19 protein-coding genes and 3 pseudogenes are annotated in these 22,669 nt (G+C 42.7%); 13 read left to right on the top strand and 9 right to left on the bottom strand.

Going from position 1 to position 22,669, the window contains the following annotated elements:
* Positions 1-4: 4 nt before the first annotated feature.
* A complete protein-coding gene (locus GTQ43_RS40060) occupies positions 5-841 on the top strand; it encodes an SWIM zinc finger family protein (protein WP_265278188.1) in 837 nt (278 codons plus the stop codon).
* A gap of 175 nt (positions 842-1,016) precedes the next feature.
* Here GTQ43_RS40060 and GTQ43_RS40055 read toward each other — a convergent pair whose 3' ends face one another.
* Together GTQ43_RS40055 and GTQ43_RS40050 are read right to left on the bottom strand one after the other, a co-directional pair.
* Entirely contained in the window at positions 1,017-2,114 is a 1,098-nt protein-coding gene (locus GTQ43_RS40055) for a glycosyltransferase family 1 protein (RefSeq protein WP_265278187.1), read from the bottom strand.
* A complete protein-coding gene (locus tag GTQ43_RS40050; RefSeq protein WP_265278186.1) occupies positions 2,111-3,595 on the bottom strand; it encodes a glycosyltransferase in 1,485 nt (494 codons plus the stop codon). The genes GTQ43_RS40055 and GTQ43_RS40050 overlap by 4 nt, the downstream gene beginning before the upstream one ends.
* A 148-nt stretch (positions 3,596-3,743) precedes the next feature.
* Here GTQ43_RS40050 and GTQ43_RS40045 point away from each other — a divergent pair, with 148 nt between their 5' ends.
* From GTQ43_RS40045 to GTQ43_RS40030, 4 genes are all read left to right on the top strand, one after another.
* Positions 3,744-3,977 carry a helix-turn-helix domain-containing protein gene (locus tag GTQ43_RS40045; RefSeq protein ID WP_100904288.1) on the top strand — a complete coding sequence of 78 codons (234 nt, stop codon included), beginning with the start codon at positions 3,744-3,746 and terminating at the stop codon, positions 3,975-3,977.
* 108 nt (positions 3,978-4,085) lie between these two features.
* Positions 4,086-5,051: a hypothetical protein gene (locus tag GTQ43_RS40040; protein WP_265278185.1), complete on the top strand. Its 966-nt coding sequence runs from the start codon at positions 4,086-4,088 to the stop codon at positions 5,049-5,051.
* A 1,004-nt stretch (positions 5,052-6,055) separates the two neighbouring features.
* Positions 6,056-6,289: a hypothetical protein gene (locus GTQ43_RS40035; protein ID WP_265278184.1), complete on the top strand. Its 234-nt coding sequence runs from the start codon at positions 6,056-6,058 to the stop codon at positions 6,287-6,289.
* 85 nt (positions 6,290-6,374) lie between these two features.
* The gene (locus tag GTQ43_RS40030) at positions 6,375-7,217 is read left to right on the top strand and encodes a sulfotransferase family protein (protein WP_265278183.1); all 843 of its coding nucleotides are present in this window, start codon (positions 6,375-6,377) and stop codon (positions 7,215-7,217) included.
* A gap of 92 nt (positions 7,218-7,309) precedes the next feature.
* Here the strand turns inward: GTQ43_RS40030 and GTQ43_RS40025 are convergent, their stop codons facing one another.
* A complete protein-coding gene (locus GTQ43_RS40025) occupies positions 7,310-7,618 on the bottom strand; it encodes a hypothetical protein (RefSeq protein ID WP_265278181.1) in 309 nt (102 codons plus the stop codon).
* On the opposite strand from GTQ43_RS40025, the gene GTQ43_RS40020 reads away from it, so the two are divergent.
* A complete protein-coding gene (locus GTQ43_RS40020) occupies positions 7,612-9,417 on the top strand; it encodes a beta strand repeat-containing protein (RefSeq protein WP_265278180.1) in 1,806 nt (601 codons plus the stop codon). The genes GTQ43_RS40025 and GTQ43_RS40020 overlap by 7 nt on opposite strands.
* Here GTQ43_RS40020 and GTQ43_RS40015 read toward each other — a convergent pair.
* On the bottom strand, positions 9,414-9,614 hold the full coding sequence (locus GTQ43_RS40015) for a hypothetical protein (protein WP_265278179.1): 201 nt from the start codon (positions 9,612-9,614) through the stop codon (positions 9,414-9,416). The two genes, GTQ43_RS40020 and GTQ43_RS40015, sit on opposite strands and share 4 nt — an antisense overlap.
* Positions 9,615-9,866: 252 nt before the next feature.
* On the opposite strand from GTQ43_RS40015, the gene GTQ43_RS40010 reads away from it, so the two are divergent.
* Complete coding sequence (locus GTQ43_RS40010) at positions 9,867-12,119, top strand: VCBS domain-containing protein (RefSeq protein WP_265278178.1); 2,253 nt, start codon at positions 9,867-9,869, stop codon at positions 12,117-12,119.
* A 36-nt stretch (positions 12,120-12,155) separates the two neighbouring features.
* Here the strand turns inward: GTQ43_RS40010 and GTQ43_RS41635 are convergent.
* A pseudogene (locus GTQ43_RS41635) lies at positions 12,156-12,293 on the bottom strand (hypothetical protein); the annotation flags it as partial.
* Between the two features lie 271 nt (positions 12,294-12,564).
* On the opposite strand from GTQ43_RS41635, the gene GTQ43_RS40005 reads away from it, so the two are divergent.
* Together GTQ43_RS40005 and GTQ43_RS40000 are read left to right on the top strand one after the other, a co-directional pair.
* Positions 12,565-13,704, top strand: coding sequence for an ISH3 family transposase (locus GTQ43_RS40005; protein WP_265278177.1), 1,140 nt, complete (start codon positions 12,565-12,567; stop codon positions 13,702-13,704).
* A 139-nt stretch (positions 13,705-13,843) separates the two neighbouring features.
* Positions 13,844-15,706 (top strand): annotated as a pseudogene (locus GTQ43_RS40000) (plasmid replication protein, CyRepA1 family); the annotation flags it as partial.
* Positions 15,707-16,027: 321 nt separating this feature from the next.
* Here GTQ43_RS40000 and GTQ43_RS39995 read toward each other — a convergent pair.
* Positions 16,028-16,363: pseudogene (locus GTQ43_RS39995) on the bottom strand (DUF4351 domain-containing protein); the annotation flags it as partial.
* 174 nt (positions 16,364-16,537) lie between these two features.
* Between GTQ43_RS39995 and GTQ43_RS39990 the strand changes: the two are divergent.
* The 3 genes from GTQ43_RS39990 to GTQ43_RS39980 all read left to right on the top strand — a co-directional run bounded on the left by GTQ43_RS39990 (position 16,538) and on the right by GTQ43_RS39980 (position 19,078).
* Positions 16,538-16,717: a hypothetical protein gene (locus tag GTQ43_RS39990; RefSeq protein ID WP_265278176.1), complete on the top strand. Its 180-nt coding sequence runs from the start codon at positions 16,538-16,540 to the stop codon at positions 16,715-16,717.
* Between the two features lie 143 nt (positions 16,718-16,860).
* On the top strand, positions 16,861-17,709 hold the full coding sequence (locus GTQ43_RS39985; protein WP_265278175.1) for a CmcJ/NvfI family oxidoreductase: 849 nt from the start codon (positions 16,861-16,863) through the stop codon (positions 17,707-17,709).
* A 322-nt stretch (positions 17,710-18,031) separates the two neighbouring features.
* Positions 18,032-19,078, top strand: a complete 1,047-nt coding sequence (locus tag GTQ43_RS39980; protein ID WP_265278174.1) for a J domain-containing protein — start codon at positions 18,032-18,034, stop codon at positions 19,076-19,078.
* 48 nt (positions 19,079-19,126) lie between these two features.
* Here GTQ43_RS39980 and GTQ43_RS39975 read toward each other — a convergent pair whose 3' ends face one another.
* Entirely contained in the window at positions 19,127-19,507 is a 381-nt protein-coding gene (locus tag GTQ43_RS39975; protein WP_265278173.1) for a hypothetical protein, read from the bottom strand.
* 167 nt (positions 19,508-19,674) lie between these two features.
* Between GTQ43_RS39975 and GTQ43_RS39970 the strand changes: the two genes are divergently transcribed.
* Positions 19,675-20,526 (top strand): Rpn family recombination-promoting nuclease/putative transposase, encoded by an 852-nt coding sequence (locus GTQ43_RS39970; RefSeq protein ID WP_069074519.1) that lies wholly within the window; start codon positions 19,675-19,677, stop codon positions 20,524-20,526.
* A 172-nt stretch (positions 20,527-20,698) separates the two neighbouring features.
* Here GTQ43_RS39970 and GTQ43_RS39965 read toward each other — a convergent pair whose 3' ends face one another.
* Together GTQ43_RS39965 and GTQ43_RS39960 are read right to left on the bottom strand one after the other, a co-directional pair.
* Complete coding sequence (locus tag GTQ43_RS39965; protein ID WP_265278172.1) at positions 20,699-21,466, bottom strand: hypothetical protein; 768 nt, start codon at positions 21,464-21,466, stop codon at positions 20,699-20,701.
* A 120-nt stretch (positions 21,467-21,586) separates the two neighbouring features.
* A protein-coding gene (locus GTQ43_RS39960) for an IS630 family transposase (protein WP_265275365.1) occupies positions 21,587-22,541 on the bottom strand; the annotation gives its coding sequence in 2 pieces (ribosomal slippage) (positions 21,587-22,199 and positions 22,198-22,541; 957 coding nt in all).
* Positions 22,542-22,669 lie beyond the last annotated feature (128 nt).

The raw sequence follows: 22,669 nt of genomic DNA, 5'->3' as shown, positions 1-22,669 counted from the left end.
TATTATGGCTAAATTTAGTCGAACTTGGTGGGGCGATCGCTTTATTCAAGCACTAGAAGCTTTTACAGATGATAACCGACTCAAAAGAGGACGGTCTTATGCTAGCGGTGGTAAAGTCAAAAGTTTTGAGATTGACTTAAATAAAATTACTGCCAAAGTCAGAGGCTCAGTTAATCCCTATTTTGGAGTTTACAAAGAACCAACTTATAATATAGAGATTCAGATTACACCTATTGCTAAAACACGTTGGAATGAAGCTATCCAAAAGCTTTCTTCTAAAGCCAGTATCATTTCTCGATTGCTGCTAAATGAAGTCCCAGAAAATATTGAAGATACTTTCTCTCATTTGGGACTACATTTATTGCCCCATAGTAGTAAGGATTTCAAAACTAAATGCTCTTGCCCAGATTATGCTAATCCCTGTAAGCACATTGCTGGAGTTTACTATTTAGTGGCTTCTCAATTAGATAATAATCCCTGGTTATTATTTGAATTACGGGGATTATCGAAAGCAGAACTTCAAGCCAAATTAGCTGATTCTCCTTTGGGAAAAGCTCTCTCTGAGGAATTGAATACTAAGGAAATTCCTTTAGAACTTTCTAATTCGCTGTACACTAAGCTAGAAAAGCAATCTCTTAACCAAATGCCAAATGCCAGAGAATTTTGGTTAGGTACAAAGCGATTACCACAAACTATTGAAGTGGCGACTCCAGGTAGTATCTGTGCAATTTTGATTAAGAAACAAGGGGATTTTCCTGATTTCTGGCACAATGATGCTTCCTTTATTGAAACAATGGAACAACTGTATCAGCGAGTCAAAACCAAAAATCATCAGTTCTGATTTCAGCGCATTTTCTGCTTTCTTGAACGAATATGGGCGCGATGGGTTACGCCTCACCTTAAGAGTGATCGCTCTAGTAATAACGTAGCGTGGGCACGGCTTACAAGCAATCGAGCGATTCATGGACGGATGTCAGGAGCGGGGGAAAGCGCCTGACAGAAATTGTAGAACTTTATTATTTATTGTAGAACTTCATAAAAGTATGAGCTTGGACTGATAGCTGGTGCTGTTGATACCAAGTATAAGCGTTATCTGCAACTATCTGTCCTGCTGATAGGTTCATCGTGTGTAGATACTTGTCCCCTAACCAGTAGTGTTTCCCTGCTTTGAGACCATCTACTTCTTTTCCTTTATAGGACATACCTATAGGCAGTAATCCATGAGCGCAGTAAGCCGCGAAAATTGTGGACTTTGTCAGGTATTCTGTATGGTAATTAAAAAAACCTACAACAGAATTTAATAATAAGTTGCTGATGTCCTGAGCTGATTTAACTCCCATACAAATGACAGGAATACCATTTATTGGATAAATTTCAAAATCTAAAGTAGGACCAATATCTAAAATTTCATCAATTTTCAATTCCAGACAAGTCCGCTGCAACGCTAATTGCGAATTCTGATAAACACGAGAACGAGGTCCCCGACCACCAAATACTACCAAGCGTCGAGAACGTTCTAATAAAGAGGTTAGATGTTGTGGTTCACCTATATTAGAAAAAACTGGTAAAGCTGGAATCGTAGAGTGTTTTCCTTGACCTAATTTATTAATAATCTCAGCATATCCTTGCTTGCTGGTAAGGCAGCGATCGCTCAACCGCACCAGACGTGCAGCTAAATTTCTTTGCAGTGGCGATGTCCAAAACTGACTTGTCCAAATTGGGCCAAAGGCATAGAGTTCGTGAAACATTGTCACCAAATGTCCGTTAGTCAAAGCTTTTCGCCAACACTCCAAGCCTTCTACCAACCAAATCGGACAGCCTCGGCGAGCATAACCATAACCCACATAATGCAAAAGTACTGGTGTTGTTGGGTGCTGGTCACGAGGTAGTAATTCTAACAAAGCCGCTCTAGAGCAATCTGCCACCTGCTTAACTGCAAAGCCGTCTACAAAAGCTTGACCAGACCAATTTGGGTCTCCAATGATAAAATCAGTTACCAAGCCAAAATCCTGACGCATTTGCTTGGCTAAATTTAAAGCATAATCTCCAACTCCGTCCACCGCAGGAGGTAGACGGGGAACAATAAAAGTGATTTGAGGATTTAGATGACTCATGAGATTAATTCCATCTTCATGATTTCGGTGATAAAATCTGTTACCCGAACCACTTGTTGTTCTTGATCGAAATCTGATAGCTGAATTGGTATGGCTTTTTTCTTGATGCTGATTTCTTCCAATGTAATAGTTTCCATTAAAACAGCTAGGGCATTAACATAAGAATCCTCCCACGGTTTAGCCCCAGGGAGCCTCCAAACCCAATCTCCACCAATATCATATGCCATAGGAATTTGACTTGTAACTACTGGTAATCTTGCTGCTACATACTCACTCAGCTTTGTTGTATAGCGAAAGCTACCAACTGCATCCACACTCTGAGGTAAACTAGCTACATCCATAGCTGCCATGTAGTCCAGCACTTGCTCATAAGGAACATTACCTGGCAGAAAAATTTGTTTCCCCAGATCCTGACCTGCCAACTGCTTTAAATAAGAAAGGCCACTTCCATCCCCCACTACTAAGATGATGACGTTTTTGGGGTTGGTTTTCTGGAAGGCTTTGACTAATTCATAACCGTAGCAGTATTGAAATCGCTGAGTCAACACTATTGACCCTAGTAACCCAAATACAAGGGAATCATGAGGAATTCCTAGTTGCTTACGAATGCTCACTCGACTATCAGCCAATTGTTCAACAGTACGAGAAAAATAAGCCCAACCCGCAGCAGTTACTCCTTTGGGCGCTCCAAACGTTAGCGCTCGACCTGCATCATATACCGAGTTAGAATACTGCTGCTGACCTGAATAACGCCTCTTTACCCACCAGTTCCCGTCAGTGCATCCGACTTGCCCCAGTTTCACGCCGTTGTTGTTGTAAATGCCATCATCGAGAATTTCAAAGCCGTAATTCTGGCACTCGTTGAAGATATGCGCCATGATTAGGTTCTCAGAAGTCGGAAGTCGGAGGTCGGAAGTCGGAGGTAATTTAGTTGTGTCTTCCAGCTTTAAGATTTCAACTTTATCTTCAGACAGTTTTTCCACTTCGGACTTCCGACTTAATACTTCCGACTTCATTGAATGATGCCATTGGATGAAGCGATCGCAACGCATTAGAGTGTTGGCACGAAATACTTCTTTGTCGTTGACCATGACTACCCAGCGTTGCGTTAAATGGTTGTCGTCATAGCTGATGCTGGCTACCAGTTTGTCATCAGCATAATATTCGTGATGGTCAAACGAGATTTCGACTATTGTGAGGGGTTCGGGAGCAACAACTTGGGCTTGGTCAGCAATGTAGCTGTCGAGTTCGGCTTGGGCTGCGGCTTGTTCGTCGGGGGCAGTGAGGGCGAGTTTCTGAACCTTGCTTGCCTGATATTCAGCGATTGCACTAATCCAAGAATCCTTGCAGCGTTTGTCGCTTACTTCGACTGTGCAGGCGATTTCGCTGTAGATTTGCTTGAGTCGCGCAATAGATTTCAGTTGCAGCTGTTGTGCTGTGTAAATGGCGTGAGTCATAATTGATAAAGTCTTAATGGACATAGAGAAGCGCTTCAGATTTCCGGTCGGGGGCGCTTTCTCTATATAAATATAGTAGACTGATGGTCTACACTTGTCAATTGATGCACGACACTATATAGTAAGTGTAGGACGACGTTTTACATTAAAGGAGGTGGTTTAGGTGGATATAGTGAAAATCAGACGCTACACAGACATTGAAATTTCAGGTTTAGGAGGAAAAATTAAACAAGCTAGAAAAGCTGATGGGCGTTCAGTCGAGGTTTTGGCAGGAGAAGCTGATATTAGCCGATCTTACTGGCACGATATTGAGGCAGAACGAATACGAGATGCTTTGCCTGAAGACACATTAAGGAAAATTGAGCGAGTACTTGGTATTGACTTAGGAGTGAAATTCGATGATTAACCACTCCTCTCGCCTTGCCCTTAGTTTTTTTACGAGCGATTGTAGCTCCTGACTACAACCATAAAATTGTTATCTAGTCTGAGAAATACCATTTGAAAGGGTGGAATCATGACTAAACCATCCTCGAACCGCAAAAAAGCCACCTCTGCTGTCTCCAACAATTTAAAAGCAAGCGCTAGTTCTGCCAAAGACATCTTTGATCCAGAAAATCCAGCTTCAGCAACGATTACGGTTACTGCTGCTGAAGTAGAGGAGTTGTCCGAAACGGAAGAACGCGATCGCCTACATTTAGAGCGCCGTGTGGAAAAAGCGTTTTTTGAAGCGGGAAAGGCGCTGGCAGAATTGCGCGATCGCAGACTGTACCGTTCGACGCATTCAACCTTTGAAGAGTATTGCAAGGACAGGTTTGGATTTGAGCGTCGTCATCCTTACAGATTAATTGAAGCTGCTGGAGTTGTAGATAATTTGATCAAAATGTGTCCAAATTGGACACAAAATGAAATTGAAGATGATCCTGCTACAGTCCACTCCGATCAGGTACAAATCTTGCCTACCAGCGAGGGACAAGTTCGGCCCATGACCAAACTGGAACCGCAGCAACAGCAAGAAGTATGGCAACAGGCAGTAGAACTTGCTGGCGGCAAAGTGCCAACTGGTAGAATCGTGAAAGATGTTGTGCAGCGCATCATGGAAAGGACGAAAATACCCAATACCTACCAAATTGGCGAGGTGTGCCAAATACTAGCAAAGGACAACCCCGAACTCAGAGGCAAGGGCGGGTGCTGGGGCATAGTTAACCATGTGGGCGAATTCAGCTGTACTGTCAAAACCTGGGATGGGGAGTACACGGTTGGGTTGCAGCACATGAAGTCTTTCAATTATCTCCCTGCCGAGTGTGAGCAGATGCAGGTGATTTGCGATCGCATCAGTCGGGTGTATTCGAGTGAGTTGGAGGAGTCGGTGCAGAGGTTTTTGGAGTCGTTGGGAAAGCTGAATCGGGCTTATTTGACGGCGTTGGAAGAGAAATTGTTGAGGGTCTTAGAATCAGAACACGGCGACGAGATAATCCGCTAAACAATTTTGGCAATTTGTGACTTGAAGAAGATTTTGGACAGCTTTTGTCAGGAGAAGTTGGACAAGTCTGTCACTTAAAGGATAATGTGGCCGTTTTTCAAGCATAAAGTGGCCGCAAAACAGAATCTATGATAGAAGCGGATTTGAGAGAATTGAATGCGATCGCTGTAAAGTATGGTGAAAGTAGGGCAACGCAAAAATAAGCATTCCAGGCTTTTAAAGCGGCCACTTTATGCTTTAATTCCGGCCACTTTATCCCTTAAGTTACAAAGTCGTAAGCTGAAATACCTAAAACTTCGTTAAGGCATTAATCAAGCGATCGCTTCTTTTGGATAAAGAAAATGGACATAGTAACAAAAATGGGAGAAGAACATGGACGCAAATCCATATAAATATTACCTAGAGCGGTAAAACTTGCTAGAGGTAGGTTGGAAGCATAGTAAACTCGTTTGATATTTTCTAAGACGCATACGTAATTAAGCCTTTATTCTCACCTCTCCAGTTAGTTTTGCCGTTCTAGAAAATAGGACACTTGTACCATGTATTAATCAAGGTGATTGCTGTACAATTTATAACGTCAATGATTTAAACAAATTTTGGAGATCGCCTAGCATCTGTTCTCAAAAGCCACAGGTGCAGAAGCTTGTGCGCCAACACGATTGAGTAAAAACACTGTATTGCGTAGAGATGTTGCAATACAACTTCTCCACAAATATTTAGTTGAAAATACCTGTAAAGTCATTACATCTGTGTAATCAATTTAAAAAGAAAATGAATAAAATGTTGTCTTGCAAAACCTTGTTGTTTAGTTCTGTTATTGCTTGCACAGTACTTGCCACGCCTAATGTTGTTAGGGGGAATGAGTTAGTCAGCACGGGAAACTAATGATAATACAGCACGTTGTAGCCAAAATGTCGGCGGTTCTTACCTGAGAACAATCTTCAACCAAGACGGCACAATCGGATCGCGTGGAGTCATAACACTTACCGAAGAAGGTAACTTTTTTGTCATTGACTCCAATCAAGGTGGTGTTACCAACGTCTTTAATCCCTTTAGCAATGGACAAGGTGCTTGGAAGTGTAATAGCAAAACTGGGGTCAGCGCCAGATCAATTACCTTTGCGTTTCCAGGAAGTGCAGGATCTACTGGTAGCATTGCTCGCTCTGACTATCAAGCCAGCTTTAATCCCCAAACCCAGACAGTACAAGGGACTATTACACTACGTTTTTTCAGCCTAAATGCTAATCCCTTATTAAATAATGTCCCACCTATAGCAAAATTCAACTTCTCAGGGCAAGAAATCAAACCCGCCAATTAACCATAATGACTTCCAAAATCCACTTTATCTCCGGCTTACCTCGTTCGGGTTCCACCTTACTCGGAGCCTTACTGCGGCAAAACCCCCGGTTTCACGCCAGCATGACTAGCCCTGTTGGTAGTCTGGTGAACCGAATCCTAGAAGCGATGAGCGAAGATAATGAATTTTCAGTCTTTATCACCCCTGAGCAAAAACGGGCATTAACCTTAACTATCTTTTCCACCTTTTACGAATCCCAAGCACAAAAAGAAGTCATCTTCGATACTAACCGCTTGTGGTGTAGCAAATTGTCTTTAATTGAAGAGCTATTTCCTGGCTCAAAGGTAATTTGCTGCGTGCGAAATGTCGCTTGGATTATGGATAGCATCGAACGGCTGATTAGAAAAAACGCTTTTGATGTGTCGCGGATGTTTAATAATGCCGCTGAACGCTCCACAGTTTACACCCGCACCGAAGCCCTGAGTCAAGGGGGACGGTTGGTGGGCTTTGCTTATAACGCCCTCAAGGAAGCATTTTATAGCGAACATAGCGCCTCTTTGCTTTTAGTGGACTATGACTTGTTAAGCCAAGCACCTGATAAAACCCTATCGCTGATTTATCAATTTTTGCAAGAGGAACCCTTTGAGCATGATTTTGCCAACGTGGAATACGAAGCTTCAGAGTTTGATAATCGCCTAAATACCAAAGGACTACATCAAGTGCGTCCTAAAGTTGAGTTTCAACCGCGACTGACGATTTTACCACCAGATTTATTTACTCAGTATGATTCCTTGTCTTTTTGGAAGAATCCTAGCAATAGTCTGGCTAACGTAATTGTCGCCCAGCCGGTAGAAGCGGTGAGTAAATGAAGCTTGTCAATCTTAAGAGGTTGTTTGAAAAGTGGTTGGCTATGATTTTAGGCACTTGTTGATCCCCCTTAAGAAGGGGGATTTAGGGGGATCTAAAACGTTTTGCTACCGACAAGAGGACTTTTCAAACATCCTTTTAGCCTTTTCCTACCAAGCTGCAACTTTATTGCATCGACCTGCAACTTTGCTGCATCGACCTGCAACTTTGCTGCATCGACCTGCAACTTTGCTGCATTCACCTGTAACAAAGTTGTACTGACCTGCAACTTAAAAACTTCCAACAAACAAATTATCCAATCTTGTGGGATGGGCAACATGAGCGCCCCTAGTTCAAGGCGACCGAGACGCCAATTCCACAAGAATTCATTTACCTCAAACAAAGGAAAAAAATCAAATGACAAACTTCATCGTCAACCAAGCCACCGATGACGGCAGTGGTTTAACTACAGGCACCCTCAGTTATGCAATCCTCCAAGCTAACCAACTAGCAGGGGATGACACCGTTACCCTCAATAATGATGTGCGTGTGACTGGGGTAGTCAAAAATCTAGTAAACAGCAACATCAGCATTGTGGGCAACAACCACACCCTTAGCGGCGATGCCAATAATAACGGCATCAACGATAATGGCGATCTACGCCCCTTGTTTATCCTGTCGGGAACCGTGGGTATTTCTAATTTAACCATCACCAACGGACGAGCCAAAGGCGGAAATAGTTACGGCGGCGGCGGCGGTGCTGGTATGGGAGGCGGCTTGTTCATTTATGATGGCAATGTCTCTTTAACCAATGTTGCATTTAGTAATAATGCAGCACAAGGCGGTAGTAGCGGCAATTATGCCGGCTACTCCGCCGGCAACGGCGGCGGCGGCATGTTTGGCAATTCCGGCAACGGCAACGGCGGCGGCGGACTTTTTGCAGCAGGTACTGGCAACGATGGTGGTTATGGTGGTAACGGTAACTACGGCGGTGGGACTGGTGCCTTCGGCGGCGGTGGCAGTGCTGGCAGTGCTGGCAGTGCTGGCGGCTTTGGTGGCGGTGGCAGTGTTTACAGTGCTGGCGGCTTTGGCGGCGGCGGTGCTGGCGGTGGCGGCGGTGCTGGGGGTTACGGTGGTGGCAGCGGCTTTGGCTATGGCAGTGTTGGTAACGGTGGCTTTGGCGGCGGTGACAGTGGTGGCGCTGCTGGCGGTGGCGGCGGTGCTGGACTGGGGGGCGGCATCTTCGTCCGCAGTGGTTCTTTAACCCTCAACAACACCAGCTTTACCAACAACACTGCCACAGGTGGTAGTTCATTTCTCAACGGTCAAGGCTTAGGTGGGGCAATCTTCATCATGCAGTCCACCACTAATACCAACGGCAATAACCAGGGAATGCCCACCGTCCTTGGTAGTGTTGATTTTGTGGGTTCGTCTACCTTCAGCGGCAACAGTGCAGCTAACGACGCAGGGACTCTCACTAATAACGATGATGTTTACGGCACACAAATACCTGTCACTACTACCACCGTCAGCATTACTACTCAAACACCAACAGCCAATGAAGGTGGTAGCAACGGTGTTTATCGCCTAACTCGCAGCGACACCACAGGGGATTTAACTATTAACCTCACCCTTGATGGCAGCAGCACAGCCTCTACTGCCGACTATACCCTCAGTGGTGGCAGCGTCACGGTTTCTGGCAGTACCTTAACTGCGACCATTGCCGCTGGACAAAGCTTTGTTGATCTTAACCTAGCAGCCTTTGACGACATCGCCGCCGAAGCAGCCGAAACCCTCAAACTCAACTTGGACACTGGCACAGGCTACACCATCGACGGCACGAACAATACTGCTACTGTCACCATCGCAGCCAACGATACGGTAGTGACTAACACCAACGATTCGGGTGAAGGTTCTTTACGGCAAGCGATTATTAATGCCAATGCCCTAGCAGGTGCGAATACAATTACCTTTGAGGGCAGTGTCTTCACCGATGCCACCCCCGATACCATTACCCTGACTTCTGGGAAATTAGTCATTAGCGATGCCTTGACTATCAATGGACTAGGGGCAAGCAACCTGAGCATTAGTGGTAACAACGCCTCTGGTGTCTTCGGCATCGATGATGGCGATGGTGGCAATAAAATTACCGTAGCGATTGACGGACTGACGATTACGGGGGGAGTGATAGCGGCATCATCAACTTTGAAAATCTCTCCCTAACCAACAGCACCGTCTCTAACAATACGGGGTTTGTCGGCGGCATCTTTAACCGAACAACAGCGACGATTACGATTACCAACAGCACCGTCTCTAGTAATAGTGGAGTTTTCGGCAGTATCTTTAACGGAGCAACAGCGACGATTACTAACAGTACCATCTCTGGTAATACTGGAGTTGTCGCCAATATCCTTAACCAAGGAACAGCTACTATTACCAACAGCACTATCTCTGGTAATACAGCAGCAGATTTCAGCGGCGGCATCTACAACCTAGCTATACTGAACCTAAGTAACAGCACTATTACCAATAACACTGCTGACTCTGACAACAATGGCACTGGTGATGGTGGTGGTGTATTCAATGATGTTGCTGGCACCGTCACCGCCAAAAACACGATTATCGCTGGCAATTTTGATTCTGGAAATGAAGCTCCTGATATTGCGGGCGCGGTGACAGGAAATGGCAACAACCTCATCGGTAGTTTGACTGGCGCATCTGGCAGCATCGGCACTGGCAGCGATATCACCTTTGCCTCGGCTGGCATTACCAATATTAACCAAGTCATCGCCGCCCTTGCTAACAACGGCGGTGCTACCCAAACCCACGCTTTAGTTGCAGGTTCTGCTGCCATCAATGCGGGGAACAATACCCTTATCCCAAGCGGTGTCACCACCGACCAACGAGGTATCACTCGCACCATCGGCAGTACTGTGGATATTGGGGCTTATGAATCGCCTTTCATCGCTCCTGTTGCTGCCAACGATACTGCTACTACTGATGAAAATACTGCTGTCAATATCAACGTCTTGGGCAATGACACTGATGCTAATGGCGACAGCTTGAGTGTGATTAAAGTTAATGGCAACAGTGTCACAGTCGGTACACCAATTACCCTAGCTTCTGGGGCGCTACTCACTCTCAACGCCAATGGCACTTTTAACTATAACCCCAACAGTCAATTTGAATCTTTGGGTGTGGGTGCAACTGCCAGCGATAGCTTCACTTACACTGCTAGCGATAATGGCAAGGGCGGCACCAGCACAGCAACGGTTAACCTGACTATCAACGGTGTTAACGATGTAGCCACTATTACAGGTACAGCTACAGCAGCCATTACCGAAGATACAGCTACCCCCAACCTCACTGCGACAGGTTCCCTCACTGTCACTGATGTCGATGCAGGTCAAAACATCTTCAACACCACCGTCACTTCAGCGACAGGTAATCTCGGTAGTTTGAGCATCACCAGTGCCGGAGCCTACAGCTACAGCGTTGCTAACAGTGCGGTGCAATTCTTAGGTGCGGGTCAAACTAAAGCTGAAACCTTCACTGTTAAATCTGTTGATGGCACAGCTAGCAAAAACATTACTGTCACCATCAATGGTGTTAACGATGCACCAACTGTAGCAAATGCCCTGCCAGATAAAACCACCATTGAAAATAGTGGCTTCAACTTCACCGTTCCCGCCAACACCTTTGCTGATGTCGATACAAGCAACACCTTAACTTATACCGCCACCTTAGATAACGGTAACGCCTTACCCAGTTGGTTAACTTTTAATACGACTACTCGCATCTTCAGCGGCACACCTGTGGCTGCTAATGTGGGAATCATCAGCGTCAAAGTTACAGCCAAAGACAACAGCAACGCTACTGTCAGCGATATCTTTAACCTGACAGTTACTCCACTCAACTTGACGGGAACCCCAAATGCTGATACTCTCACAGGCACAGCCAGCAATAACACCATTAATGGATTAGCTGGTAACGACACCATTACAGGTAACAAAGGTAACGACACTCTCACAGGTGGCAGTGGTCAAGATAGATTTGTCTACAACTTGGGCGACGGTGTTGATACTATCACTGATTTCGGTGGTGTCGGTCAAGGGGTAAACCCATCAGCCGCAGTCATTGCGGCAACTGATACTCTGAAATTCCTTGGGACTGGCTTAACTGCTCAAAATCTGCTGCTGACTAAGAATGGTAGCAATCTAGAAGTTTCCTTTGAAAGCGTCGCCAATAGTCCTAAGGTAATCTTGCAAAACTTTGCTTTAGAAAACCTGGATAACCTCCGAAAAGTTAACGGAGCTAGTGTTGACTTGGGTAACATCTTGTTTAATGGGCAAACCACCATTCAAAACGACTTTGATATCTTTGATGCCAACTCTACCCTAACTAGTATTACTAGAGAGAATATAGTCACTTTCCTCAACGACAACAACAACACTGTCAACGGATTTAACGACTCTGCTGATGTCATCAACGCTCAAGGAGGTAATGACCGCATCGACGGCAAGAGTGGCAATGACCTACTGCGCGGTGGTGCTGGTAATGATATTCTCATTGGTGGTAGCGGTAATGACATCCTGATTGGTGGTGCTGATAATGACACCCTTACTGGTGATAGCGGTAAGGATCTATTTGTCTACCAAGCTTTTAGCGACAGAGGAACTACTGGTGATACAATCACTGACTTTAACAAGAATGACGATAAGTTAGTTTTAACTGACCTATTTAAGAGTCTGAGCTACAGTGGCAGCAATCCTATCAGCGATGGCTACCTACGGTTTGTGCAATTGGGTAGTTCTACGCAAGTTAAGGTTGACTCTAATGGTGGTGCTGACGCTTTCAGCACTTTGGCGACTTTGAATAATTTCACCGCGACAAATTTGGTGATTGGTAGTAACGTCCTAGTTTAGTTCGATATGTCTGGGGTGGGCAAATATTTGCTCACCTTACAACCTGTAACTTTGATAAGAAGCAGGGGGCAGGGGAAAAGAAGGTAAGGCAACGCGAAACCCCCTACTGGCAACCAGAACTAACCGCCGCCGCGCCTGGGGTAATCCAAAATCAGCCATATTCACCACGCTGTAAGTAACCGAGTATCAGTAGACCTAAAAGTTCTGCGATCGCTCAGTGATGGATACTTGCAAGCCTGATTATTGTCTGGAAAACTGTACTTTTTGATAGGGTTTTGGGAAAATTCGTTTACAGATATTACATAAGCAAAACTAATGAATTGGAGAAAAAGGTAAGGGTAGCTCCCGCACCAGAACAATCTTCTGGCGCTGTGTCTTGGAATTTTTGTAAAGTATTGAGGTGAAGAAGTAAAATTTTTGACTTCAAGGATTAATTCGTTTGGCTATGACTGCAACTACCCCGGTTTTAACCGATAATCAAACGTTAAAAGAAGTGGTTAACTGTTTAGCAGAAAATGCTCCAATTAGAACTCAAGGTAATTGCGAACAAAAAAATATATTTGAAATTTTAATTCGAGCAGCTACTCAAAGAGACAGCATTGAAAACACTACTAAAGTCTTAAAAAATGTTCCGACTAGTAATGATATCCGTTACCATTTAGAAAAATATTCAGACATCACTTCTTTGGAAGAGGATTTAAATAAGGCACTCCAAAGTCGCTTGCCAACTGGCATACGGCAGGGACAACAGAAAATCGCCATCGATTTTAATCTAATTCCATATTATGGTGAAGCATCACCAGCCGAAGCACCTTTTATTTATAGAAGTAAAGCTAAAAGTGGTACTTGCTCTTTTTACGCTTACGCTACTCTCTACGTAATTAAAAAGAATAAACGAGTCACTTTAGCTATTAAAGCTGTTCGGCAACAAGATACAAAAGTAGCGCTTATTACTTATCTTTTAGGATTAATTGAGCCAATTAAGTTAAAAGTTGAGCGATTATATTTAGATAGGGAGTTCTTTTGCGTCCCAGTAATTCATTGGTTGCAAGCTTTGGATATCCCATTTGAAATGCCAGCTATTATTCGAGGCAAATATGGAGGAACTAGACAGTTAATTAGAGGTCGGCGTAGTTACAAAACATCTTATACTTTAAATAGCGATAAATATGGGTCGGTTACTTTTCAAGTGTGGATAGTTTGTACTTATAAAAACGGTAAAAGGCGAGCGCATGGACGAGAATTCTTTATTTATGCAGTCTATAAAGTCCAGTTATCTTTACAGCTTATACATGATGATTATCGTCTTCGTTTTGGGATTGAGAGTAGCTACCGAATGAAAAACCAGTGCCGAATTAAAACTACTATTAAAAATCCCACCATTCGCTTTCTATTTGTAGCCTTGGCATTTTTAATTATTAATGTTTGGATTTATCTAGTCTGGCATTATCTTAGTCGCTTAAAAAGAAGTGCCAGACAAGTTTTCTCTCATCTATTTACCCTCAAACAGATGCTTGAATTTTTACGTCAAGCCGTAGACCGCAACTATGGGGTAGCCTGTGAAGTTTGTTTACCATCTGGCTGATTTTGATTGATTTTTGCAGTTCATCAATAAGCCAATCTTATCATTTCTCTGAGACGATCAGCTTTTTTCCATTCCTCTCAAAACGGTATCGTACACTACTGTTTTTTAGCGATCGCAAAACTTTTCGGTCTACTGAAAATACGTTCTTTCTCTTGCGGGAGAATATCGGGTTAATCCGTTCGTAATCGTGAATAATTATCGCCATGTCGCTGGCAACTGTTACAACTATTCTGGGAGTAACCCGAAGAATCTCATCGCTGCACTGGACAAGGCGATTTCTAAAGGTGGGCATCATCTATTGTGCTGCTCTGCTCAAAAAGCAAAGTCCAAATGGGGAACCCAGGCACTTGAAGAACGTTTTCGCCGCAAATTCCCTCACTTGCGGATTCTGCGAATTGACAGCGAATCTGTTGCTGACCCCTCTCATGCGGCTTTCGGTTGTATCGCTCATCTCAACGAGATTCTGACCCAGTATGATTTGGTTATAGCCTCCCCAAGTTTAGAAACTGGAGTCAGCATCGACATTCGAGGGCATTTTGATGGTGTTTGGGGGATTTTTCAGGGAGTGCAGCCGGTTAACTCCGTGCGTCAGATGTTGGCGCGGCTACGGGAAACAGTTGACCGTCACATTTGGGTCAGAGAGTGGGGGATGTCGGTTGTGGGCAATGGTTCCACAACGATAGGAGGATTATTGCGGAGTCAACACGTCGCAACACAAGCGAACATTGCGCTGTTGTCGGCGGCGGACAATGACGATTACAGCTTTATTGACCAGAATTTTCAACCGGAGTCATTGCAGACTTGGGGTAAGCGTGGTTCTGTCATCAACGTTGAGATGCGGCGCTATCGAGAGTCTGTGCTTGCGGGTTTGGTCGAGGATGGTTACACCGTTGTTGATGCCGTCGATGCCGACGATGATGAGAGCGGGGCTGTAATCGAGTCGGTTAAAGCGGCATCTGTTGAATTGTATACTGCGGAGTGTCAGGCGATCGCGGATTCTCCAACCATCTCTGATGCCGAACTCAAGAAGCTCCTTGACACAAGGGCGAAAACGAAAACCGAGCGACATCAGCAGCGCAAGGCTGAATTATCCCGTCGCTATGAAGTTGAAGTTACGCCTGATTTGGTCGAGAAAGATGACAACGGGTGGTATCCTCAACTGCGGATGCACTATTATTTGACGCTGGGGCGGGAATTTCTGACAACTCGTGATGCTAAACGGGCTAAGGCGCAATTAGAGGCTGGGGAGAATTCTATTTGGAAACCTGACTTTAACAAGGGGCAGATGTTACCTGCTGTACTGTTGTTAGAAGAACTGAATCTGTTGCAGTTGCTCACGCCTGGGGAGCAGTTGCGGGGGTCTGACGAGAAGATGCTGGAGTTTAAAGTGCTGGCTGTAAAGCATCGGCACGTTATCAAGAATTACTTGAATGTTAGTATCTCGGAAAAACACACACCGATAGCGATCGCTCAGAAGTTACTTGCCAAGATTGATTTGAAATTGGCTTACGTTGGTCGATTGGGTAAGCGTGAAAATCGAGAGTGCGTCTATCGGTTTGTTGCCCCTGATGATCAGCGTAATTCAATTTTTGGGCAGTGGTTAAATCGAGATGAAGCGTTTTCTTGTGAGTTGGTGTCAATCACTAATAATATAAGTACAACTACACCCGTCATTGACACAACATCACTATCCATATCCCACAATTCTGATTTGGTGTCAGGCACTAATAATATAGTCTTTGCAACACCACTCAGTGACACAGCACCATATACCCCAGAAAATATCGCGATTCTTGGATGGAAGGGGCTGATGGTGAAAATGCAGCTTGGGCTAAATAGCGCTGGCTCGTTCTACAGCGAGTTAATCTCCCAAGTTGGCTTTTCTGTTGGAATTGCTGATGGGGAGCCTTACTGGAATGGCTATCTGGGGCAGTGGCAAGTTTGGGTTAAGTTTGCAGACGAGTGTAGGTCTGTGGTCTGTGATTGGTTGGTGGGGGTGTAGGTCACAGTAGTTTACTGTTTCATCAAAACTGTTACTGTGAGTCGGTTATTTTACACTTTCCCAGTTTAGAGCAAATAATCTCTATTGCCAAGCCATTGAAAAAAACAATTTCGTGTTCGTTATCTTGTCCGTCGCTTAAAGTGACAAGTTTTGTTCTGCTCATTTTTTCCATCTCAGAGACAGTATTCTCAAAGAAATACGATTTATGTCCACAGTCGCAATAAAATGATGATGGAAACACGGTTCTTGCCATTTTAAAAGCCTCGATTTACACCCCCAAATACTACCATGTTCTATAGAATGGATATCTGGGTCATGTTATTATCCGGCTTGCTGATTCAACCAAGCTTCTAAATCCGCCACTACAGAAAAATCTAATAACGCTTCTCCTAGAATAGACAATTGCTCAATAGATAATCCTCGAACTCCTTCAATCAACGATGCATCAATTTCACCCAGACGACGATTTAGTTGACGTATAATTAAATCCTGTTGTCCTTCAAGTTTTGCTCTTTCACGGTCTTGCTGATAAAGTGGTTCTAATCGCATAATTAACTCCCTATCATCTGATTCTAAATTTTGATTAATTCTTAAATTCTGGCGTAGGTTGTAAACTAATTCTAGCGTCACTTGCTTGTATGGGTGATTCAATGGTAAGTCCCCATAAGGTTTTAACAGTTCTTCTAGATAATCTTTGGCAAATTCGCCATGTACAAATCGAGTCATTCAATTAGGTTATTAAGAATTAATTGGAAGTGATTAATAATATTTTATCTGTATTTACAACCCATTTTAATCACACCTCAAATTGATGCTGTGAACGGTTGTTTCATGCTGTTTCACAATCAGCCGACAGTTTGCGCCCAACAATTATGGCAGTATGAGCATTATCGTAAGATAGCTAATGCCAAAGATATTGACTGGAATGGGTATTTGGAGCAGTGGCAGATTTGGATTAATAATAACAGCGCGTGTATGTCTGTGGTAGGCGATTGGTTAATGAGTGTTTAACATTAAGCAATTAATGGTGGATTCCAAGTATTCAAAACAACAGAATTCACTGTTAAAATACGACCAGTCAGCTCACTCAAACGGGACAAACAGCTTATAATTACTCAATTATAAGTATTTAACTATATTGAAAAAAATGTTTTATGAGCCTAAACAGTAGCTTTTTGCTCGACCTGCCGCACGTTGAGGCAGAACTAACTTATTTTACGCCAATGGCAGAAAAACCTGTTATCTATGCCTATGAACGACCACCAGGGATTCCACCATCCAATCGAAAGTTCGAGACACACTTGATGCCAATCTGTAACATACGGGCGGTTTCACAAGACATATCTTTAGAGCGAGAAGGCTTTAAACAAGTTGTACAACAAAGCAATGTTCGCAATTTTTATGACGAAAATGAGATCCGTCGTGTCTATTATCCTGAAGCCGAGCAACTTTTGAAAGAGGTAATAGGTGCCGAAAAGGTGGTGATATTCGATCACACTCTCCGTAACGCTCAACGCTTACAGAATGGTGAAAGCGGGATCAGTGAGCCTATTAAGTATGTACATAACGACTTTACTGCCATTTCTGGCTATACTCGCGCACGCAAAGAGTTGACAGCACGGGGGGTAGATAATATTGATCAATTACTACAGCAAAGGTTTGCTTTGATTAACATTTGGCGAGCGATCGCCCCAGTTTCTAAGTCACCATTAGCAGTGTGCAACGCTTTTAGTATCGCACCAACAGACCTAGTAGCTACTGACATAGTGTACCGCGATTACGTTGGTGAAACCTACTTAATAACCTATAACCCAACACATCAATGGTTCTACTTCCCCCAAATGCAACCCTCGGAAGCACTATTGTTTAAGTGCTTTGACTCGGCAGAGGACGGACGGGCGAGGTTTGCTGCTCATACTGGGTTTGATGACCCAACAAGCCCACCAGATGCCCCAGCTAGAGAAAGTATTGAATTGCGGACGCTGGTTTTCTATCCTACATAAGAATAATGACGGTTGCTATCCTCAACTAAGGATGCACTATTATCTGAGGCTGGGGCGAGGGTATTTTGCTAATCGTGACGTTAAACGACCTCTCCCTAATGGTTGAGGCTCTTGAGAATTCGATTTGTCAACCAGACTTTAACAAGGGGCAGGTTTATCACTGCTTCACTTACTTATGAATCACACTCAGGCGCTTTGATGAAAAAAAATTATTAAAAACTTCATTTAAGTCCGCAGTGTATAATCCAAGATGTGTCTTTTTTCGCATTCTCTAAGTAATCCAAAAGTTATATTTTAAACTTTAAACTTACATACGTGTTTCATGCCTCGAAAAACTACAGTCCCATCGCAATCAATTAAAGTAACTCCGCTGGCTCTGTCTCAATTACATATCCGCTTAGAGTTTTTAGAAAAAGAACATCAATCACTACTCAAACAGATTAAAAGAAAGCGCACAGAACTGAAGAACTTTGTTGAACAGATGCGTTCTTTTGGCACAGAATTTCTCAATAAAGCTACTCCCAGTTTCCGAAAAATGGCTGAGTTAGACCAGGAGATCCATGCTCTGTTTGAGGAGATTTTTACTACTAGAAAGTTCGGTAAACAAACCCTCAAAAATATACAAGCACTTTACCGTGACCTACAGGTAACTGGAGCCATCAGTCTAAAACCCAACAGCCAACAGTTAGATACATTAAACGAATCGTTTGACAATGAAGATTCCCAATCAGATTTTTCAAAGGAAACTAGTGAACAACAGCATCAATCTTGGCAAGGACAACAGTCTGTAGACTCTGCCTCTTTTGTCAGAGCAGATGACCAAAGAAAAATTCGTCAAACATTTCTAAAATTAGCTGAAATCTTTCACCCTGATAAAGCCAGAGACAGTGAAACACAGAAGTCTCACACAGAAATCATGAAAGAAATCAATAAAGCCTACCAAGAGGGGGATTTAGCAAGACTTCTTGAAATTGAACGAAGTCAACAACCCTTAGAAATTATTGACAATAATAACGAGGATGATTTAACCCGTAGATGCCGAACTCTAGAACAGCACAATCAAATCCTCCTGGCTCAATATGAAAAACTGAAACAGGAACTGCGTTTGACAAAAAATACTCCAGAAGGAACGATGGTTTGCGATTCTCGAAAAGCTGCTAAAAAAGGCATTGACGCTATGGCTGCTATTGTAGAAACAATTGGCAATCAAATTAACGTCGTTTCTGAGATTCGGGATTTTGTTAAAGGCTTTAAAGAAAAGAAAATCACTATTCAAGAATTTCTTGATGGCCCAGTTTCTTTGCGCTCCACGGACGAGTCAATTATGGAAGATATTCTTGAGCAAATGTTGTCAGAGTTAATGAGATAGTAATTTAATTATTATTGAATAATATTTGAAAATCCTAACGTAACAGGATTATTCAAAAACTCCTGCTCTTTCAATAATAAACCATTCATGATATAAAACTGCTAAAAAAAATTCCTCTCCCTTCAAGCGATCGCATACCGCCATAAATCCAGAGAAAAAAGGATTATCTTCATAGGTAGTATCAGACAGAAAAACAGTTACAGAGTTGTTATCCATACTCCAGATACACCGGATTATGGTGATATTAGGATGATGTGATTTATCTACAGGTAATAATATCGGGCATCCTTGAACTGACAAAAAGTCTGGCTGTTCATATCTGAGAACTGATTCCCAATCCTCTGGCCCTTCATGTTTCTCAATAATCCTATCCCATCTAACTGCCTTAATTTTTTCTAGGCTTTCTGCTGATAAGTCTGATAATTTCATAGCTTGTATCTCATGAAGTCTGTTTTAATAGCTAATATACATAAATCAGATTATCATCTCTTTATTCTAGTGGATTGCAGAGATATTTAGTATATGCGATACTGAGCTTTAGTAAAAATCTTAACCTGAAAATAGAATGATTGTTATGAAAGTTAAAGATAAATATTATGATTGACCACGACCGCCTTTTCAAAGAATTATTATCTACGTTTTTTATTGATTTTCTTGATTTGTTTCTACCTCAAGTAGCCAGCCAAATAGATCGTAATTCCATCCAGCTTTTACCCCAAGAAGTATTTAATGATGTCACTTCTGGCGAAAAGAAGGAAATTGATTTACTGGCGCAGGTGCGTTATCAACAGCAAGATACTTGTTTTCTAATTCATGTTGAAAACCAGTCTTACACTGAAACAGCCTTTGCAAAGCGGATGTTTAAATATTTTGCGCGCCTACATGAAAAGTATGATTTACCGATTTACCCAGTTGTAATTTTTTCTTTTGATGAACCCAAACGCGCCGAACCCCAAAATTATCGCGTCACCTTTGGAGATTTAAAAGTGCTGGAATTTCAGTTTGTAGCAATCCAGTTGAATCGTTTAAGTTGGCGCGATTTTCTCACGCAGCCAAATCCGGTGGCGGCAGCATTAATGTCAAAGATGAATATTTCCAAGCAAGAACGTCCACAGGTGAAGGCGGAATGTTTGCGGCTGCTGGCGACCTTAAAATTAGACCCAGCAAGGATGCAACTAATTTCTGGGTTCGTTGATACGTATTTGAGGCTCGACGATACTGAGAAACAGGTCTTTCAAGCGGCAATCAGTACAATGGGATTAGATGAACAGGAGGAAATTATGGAGATTGTTACAAGTTGGCAACAGGAAGGCGCTCAAAAAACAAGAGAAGAGATTGCATTAAATTTACTCAAAAGAGGAATGATTGTGCAAGAAATCTCACAAGTCACGGGTTTAAGTCTTGAACAAGTTCAGCAGTTACAAGCTCTTCTTTCTCAAGAAAATTAATGTCAGTTGTACAGATGGGTGAACAAGAAAATGAGTGCGATTACCCTGACAATGAATCGCACCCAAAATCTTATTCAAACCACAACAGAATTAACAGACTTTTTATAGGAAAAACCCCAGTAAGGGCAAAAGCGAATTTTAACAGACTTAATCGGTTCATTACAGCACAAAGTTACTCTTCCTCATCCTCATAATCTGCATAATCTGCATAGTCTTGACCGTGTTTTTCGTACCACAAACGTTCTTCCTCTTGAGCCGCCTCTCGCTGTATCCTTTTCCGTTCTGCCATCTCTGCTTCTAAGCGTTCTTGCGCTAATTTCTCCTTCTCAATTCTTTCTTTCAAAAGCCTTTCTCGCTCTTGGGTTTCTTGCTCTACCCTCTCCCTCTCAAGTCTGATTAATCGCTGCTCAACTCGTCCACAGTAAAAATCTAATGCTTTACCCGTCGCCGCTCCGGTAACTGTACCACCCACTGGAAAGATGAGTCCGGTTCTCCAGCCTTCAATTGGGCCACCGCTCCACTGCAAACTTTTTTTATTAAACCATACCAGCACGGAAAAGACAGAAATTCCAACTACTGTATTGATCAGCGCAAAAATTCTTGGTGTCAACTCAGTCTGTCGCAGTATTAGCCACTGTCCCAGGCAGAGTATTACACCAAAAATCACCGCAGCGATCCCGCTCATAACCAAATGATCTGGATATCTGAACGGATCTAATATCATGTTAATAATCAATGGCACAAATATCAGCGCACAGAGCAAAAAGCCAATGAATAAGCCAGCAACACTTATCAGGCTCCAGTAGCGACCGAGATAACCAAGGCGGAATTCCAATATCCACTCTTGTACGGGGAGCAAAGTAAAGTAAAACGCGATTCCTGCACTGACGTAATCGAGCATTAGCAGTTGTTTTACCTTTATATTTAGCGTATTTGGCATAGCCGTGCCAAAGCGGACAAGAAAAATACTAACCTAAGATGAATTGAAGCGATTATTGCTGAAAGGTTTCTCGCTCTTTGCGATCGCAGAAAGAAATGAAGAAAGAATTTATAGCGTTTCTCAGTCTAGTGAAGTACAGTAACAAGAATGGGTAAACCAATTATAAATATCATTTAACGAGACTTGATTAAAAGCACTTTCAATTGCTTTTGCTAAGTCTGGATAACTTCTAGCTTCAAGAGAACGTAGTAAACTTTTAATTTTTGACCAACAGGTTTCAATTGGTGAAAAATCAGGAGAATATGGTGGCAAATAAATCAATTTAGCTCCAGCAGATTCGATTAATTTCTCAATATCTCCACCTTTATGAATTGAACAATTATCCATGATTACACAAGCGCCTTCCCACAGCTTTGGAACTAATTTTTGAGAAATGTAAGCCTCAAATGTCAGCCTGTCAGATGCTCCTAAAATACTATATTGACTAATCACGCCTTTGAGAGCAATCGCTCCAATTATGGAGACATTTTTACAGCGTTTTTGAGGTCGTGAGCCATGCGCTCTTTTACCTTTTTTAGAACGAGCGGAGTGTCTTATTAAAGATAGATTAGCTCCTGCTTCGTCAAGAAATACAAGGTTTTCCGCCGGTATCCCATGAAGTTGAAGCCAGAACTGTACTCTTAATAATTGAACTCTTTCAGTCTGTTTTTCTGCGGCGTGCAATGTTTTTTTTTAGGCTTATCTCTATCCTCTGTAACATCCTGTCTACTGTAGATATACCAATTGTTATTCCTGTTTTTTCTTTGAGTTCTGAGCGAATTTCTGATAAAGTCGAATCATTCTTAGCTTCAACTATTTCTTCAAGAATCTTAATTTGTTCTTCGTTGAGCTTTGGAGGAGTTTGTTTTGTCCTAACTTTAGGAGCTATACTTGCTGTTTCTCTATATTGCTTTAGTAATTTCTCAATAAAACCTAAACTGACACAAAATTTGTTTGCTAATTGACGTTGTGATATTCCACCTGACAAGTATGTATCAAATATTTTTTGGCGAAAGTCGAGGGAATATGGTTTCATTTTTACCCTTGAGTAGATACACTGATTTATTTTAATTAGTGTACTTCATTAGACTGGTAAACGCTATAATTTGTAGCCACTTTTGTCAAGTGGCTACTTTTTCGATTTGACTATCCTACTTTCAACCC

Source organism: Nostoc sp. KVJ3 (genome assembly GCF_026127265.1).
Classification (GTDB): domain Bacteria; phylum Cyanobacteriota; class Cyanobacteriia; order Cyanobacteriales; family Nostocaceae; genus Nostoc.
The sequence above is the reverse complement of the archived record's forward strand: the minus strand, read 5'-3'. Positions and strand labels throughout refer to the sequence as shown.

Coding starts and splice junctions, on each gene's coding strand:
- GTQ43_RS40060 (WP_265278188.1), top strand. CDS start 5: ATGGCTAAATTTAGTCGAACTTGGTGGGGCGATCGCTTTATTCAAGCA.
- GTQ43_RS40055 (WP_265278187.1), bottom strand. CDS start 2,114: ATGAGTCATCTAAATCCTCAAATCACTTTTATTGTTCCCCGTCTACCT.
- GTQ43_RS40050 (WP_265278186.1), bottom strand. CDS start 3,595: ATGTCCATTAAGACTTTATCAATTATGACTCACGCCATTTACACAGCA.
- GTQ43_RS40040 (WP_265278185.1), top strand. CDS start 4,086: ATGACTAAACCATCCTCGAACCGCAAAAAAGCCACCTCTGCTGTCTCC.
- GTQ43_RS40030 (WP_265278183.1), top strand. CDS start 6,375: ATGACTTCCAAAATCCACTTTATCTCCGGCTTACCTCGTTCGGGTTCC.
- GTQ43_RS40020 (WP_265278180.1), top strand. CDS start 7,612: ATGACAAACTTCATCGTCAACCAAGCCACCGATGACGGCAGTGGTTTA.
- GTQ43_RS40005 (WP_265278177.1), top strand. CDS start 12,565: ATGACTGCAACTACCCCGGTTTTAACCGATAATCAAACGTTAAAAGAA.
- GTQ43_RS39990 (WP_265278176.1), top strand. CDS start 16,538: ATGCTGTTTCACAATCAGCCGACAGTTTGCGCCCAACAATTATGGCAG.
- GTQ43_RS39985 (WP_265278175.1), top strand. CDS start 16,861: ATGAGCCTAAACAGTAGCTTTTTGCTCGACCTGCCGCACGTTGAGGCA.
- GTQ43_RS39980 (WP_265278174.1), top strand. CDS start 18,032: ATGCCTCGAAAAACTACAGTCCCATCGCAATCAATTAAAGTAACTCCG.
- GTQ43_RS39975 (WP_265278173.1), bottom strand. CDS start 19,507: ATGAAATTATCAGACTTATCAGCAGAAAGCCTAGAAAAAATTAAGGCA.
- GTQ43_RS39970 (WP_069074519.1), top strand. CDS start 19,675: ATGATTGACCACGACCGCCTTTTCAAAGAATTATTATCTACGTTTTTT.
- GTQ43_RS39965 (WP_265278172.1), bottom strand. CDS start 21,466: ATGCCAAATACGCTAAATATAAAGGTAAAACAACTGCTAATGCTCGAT.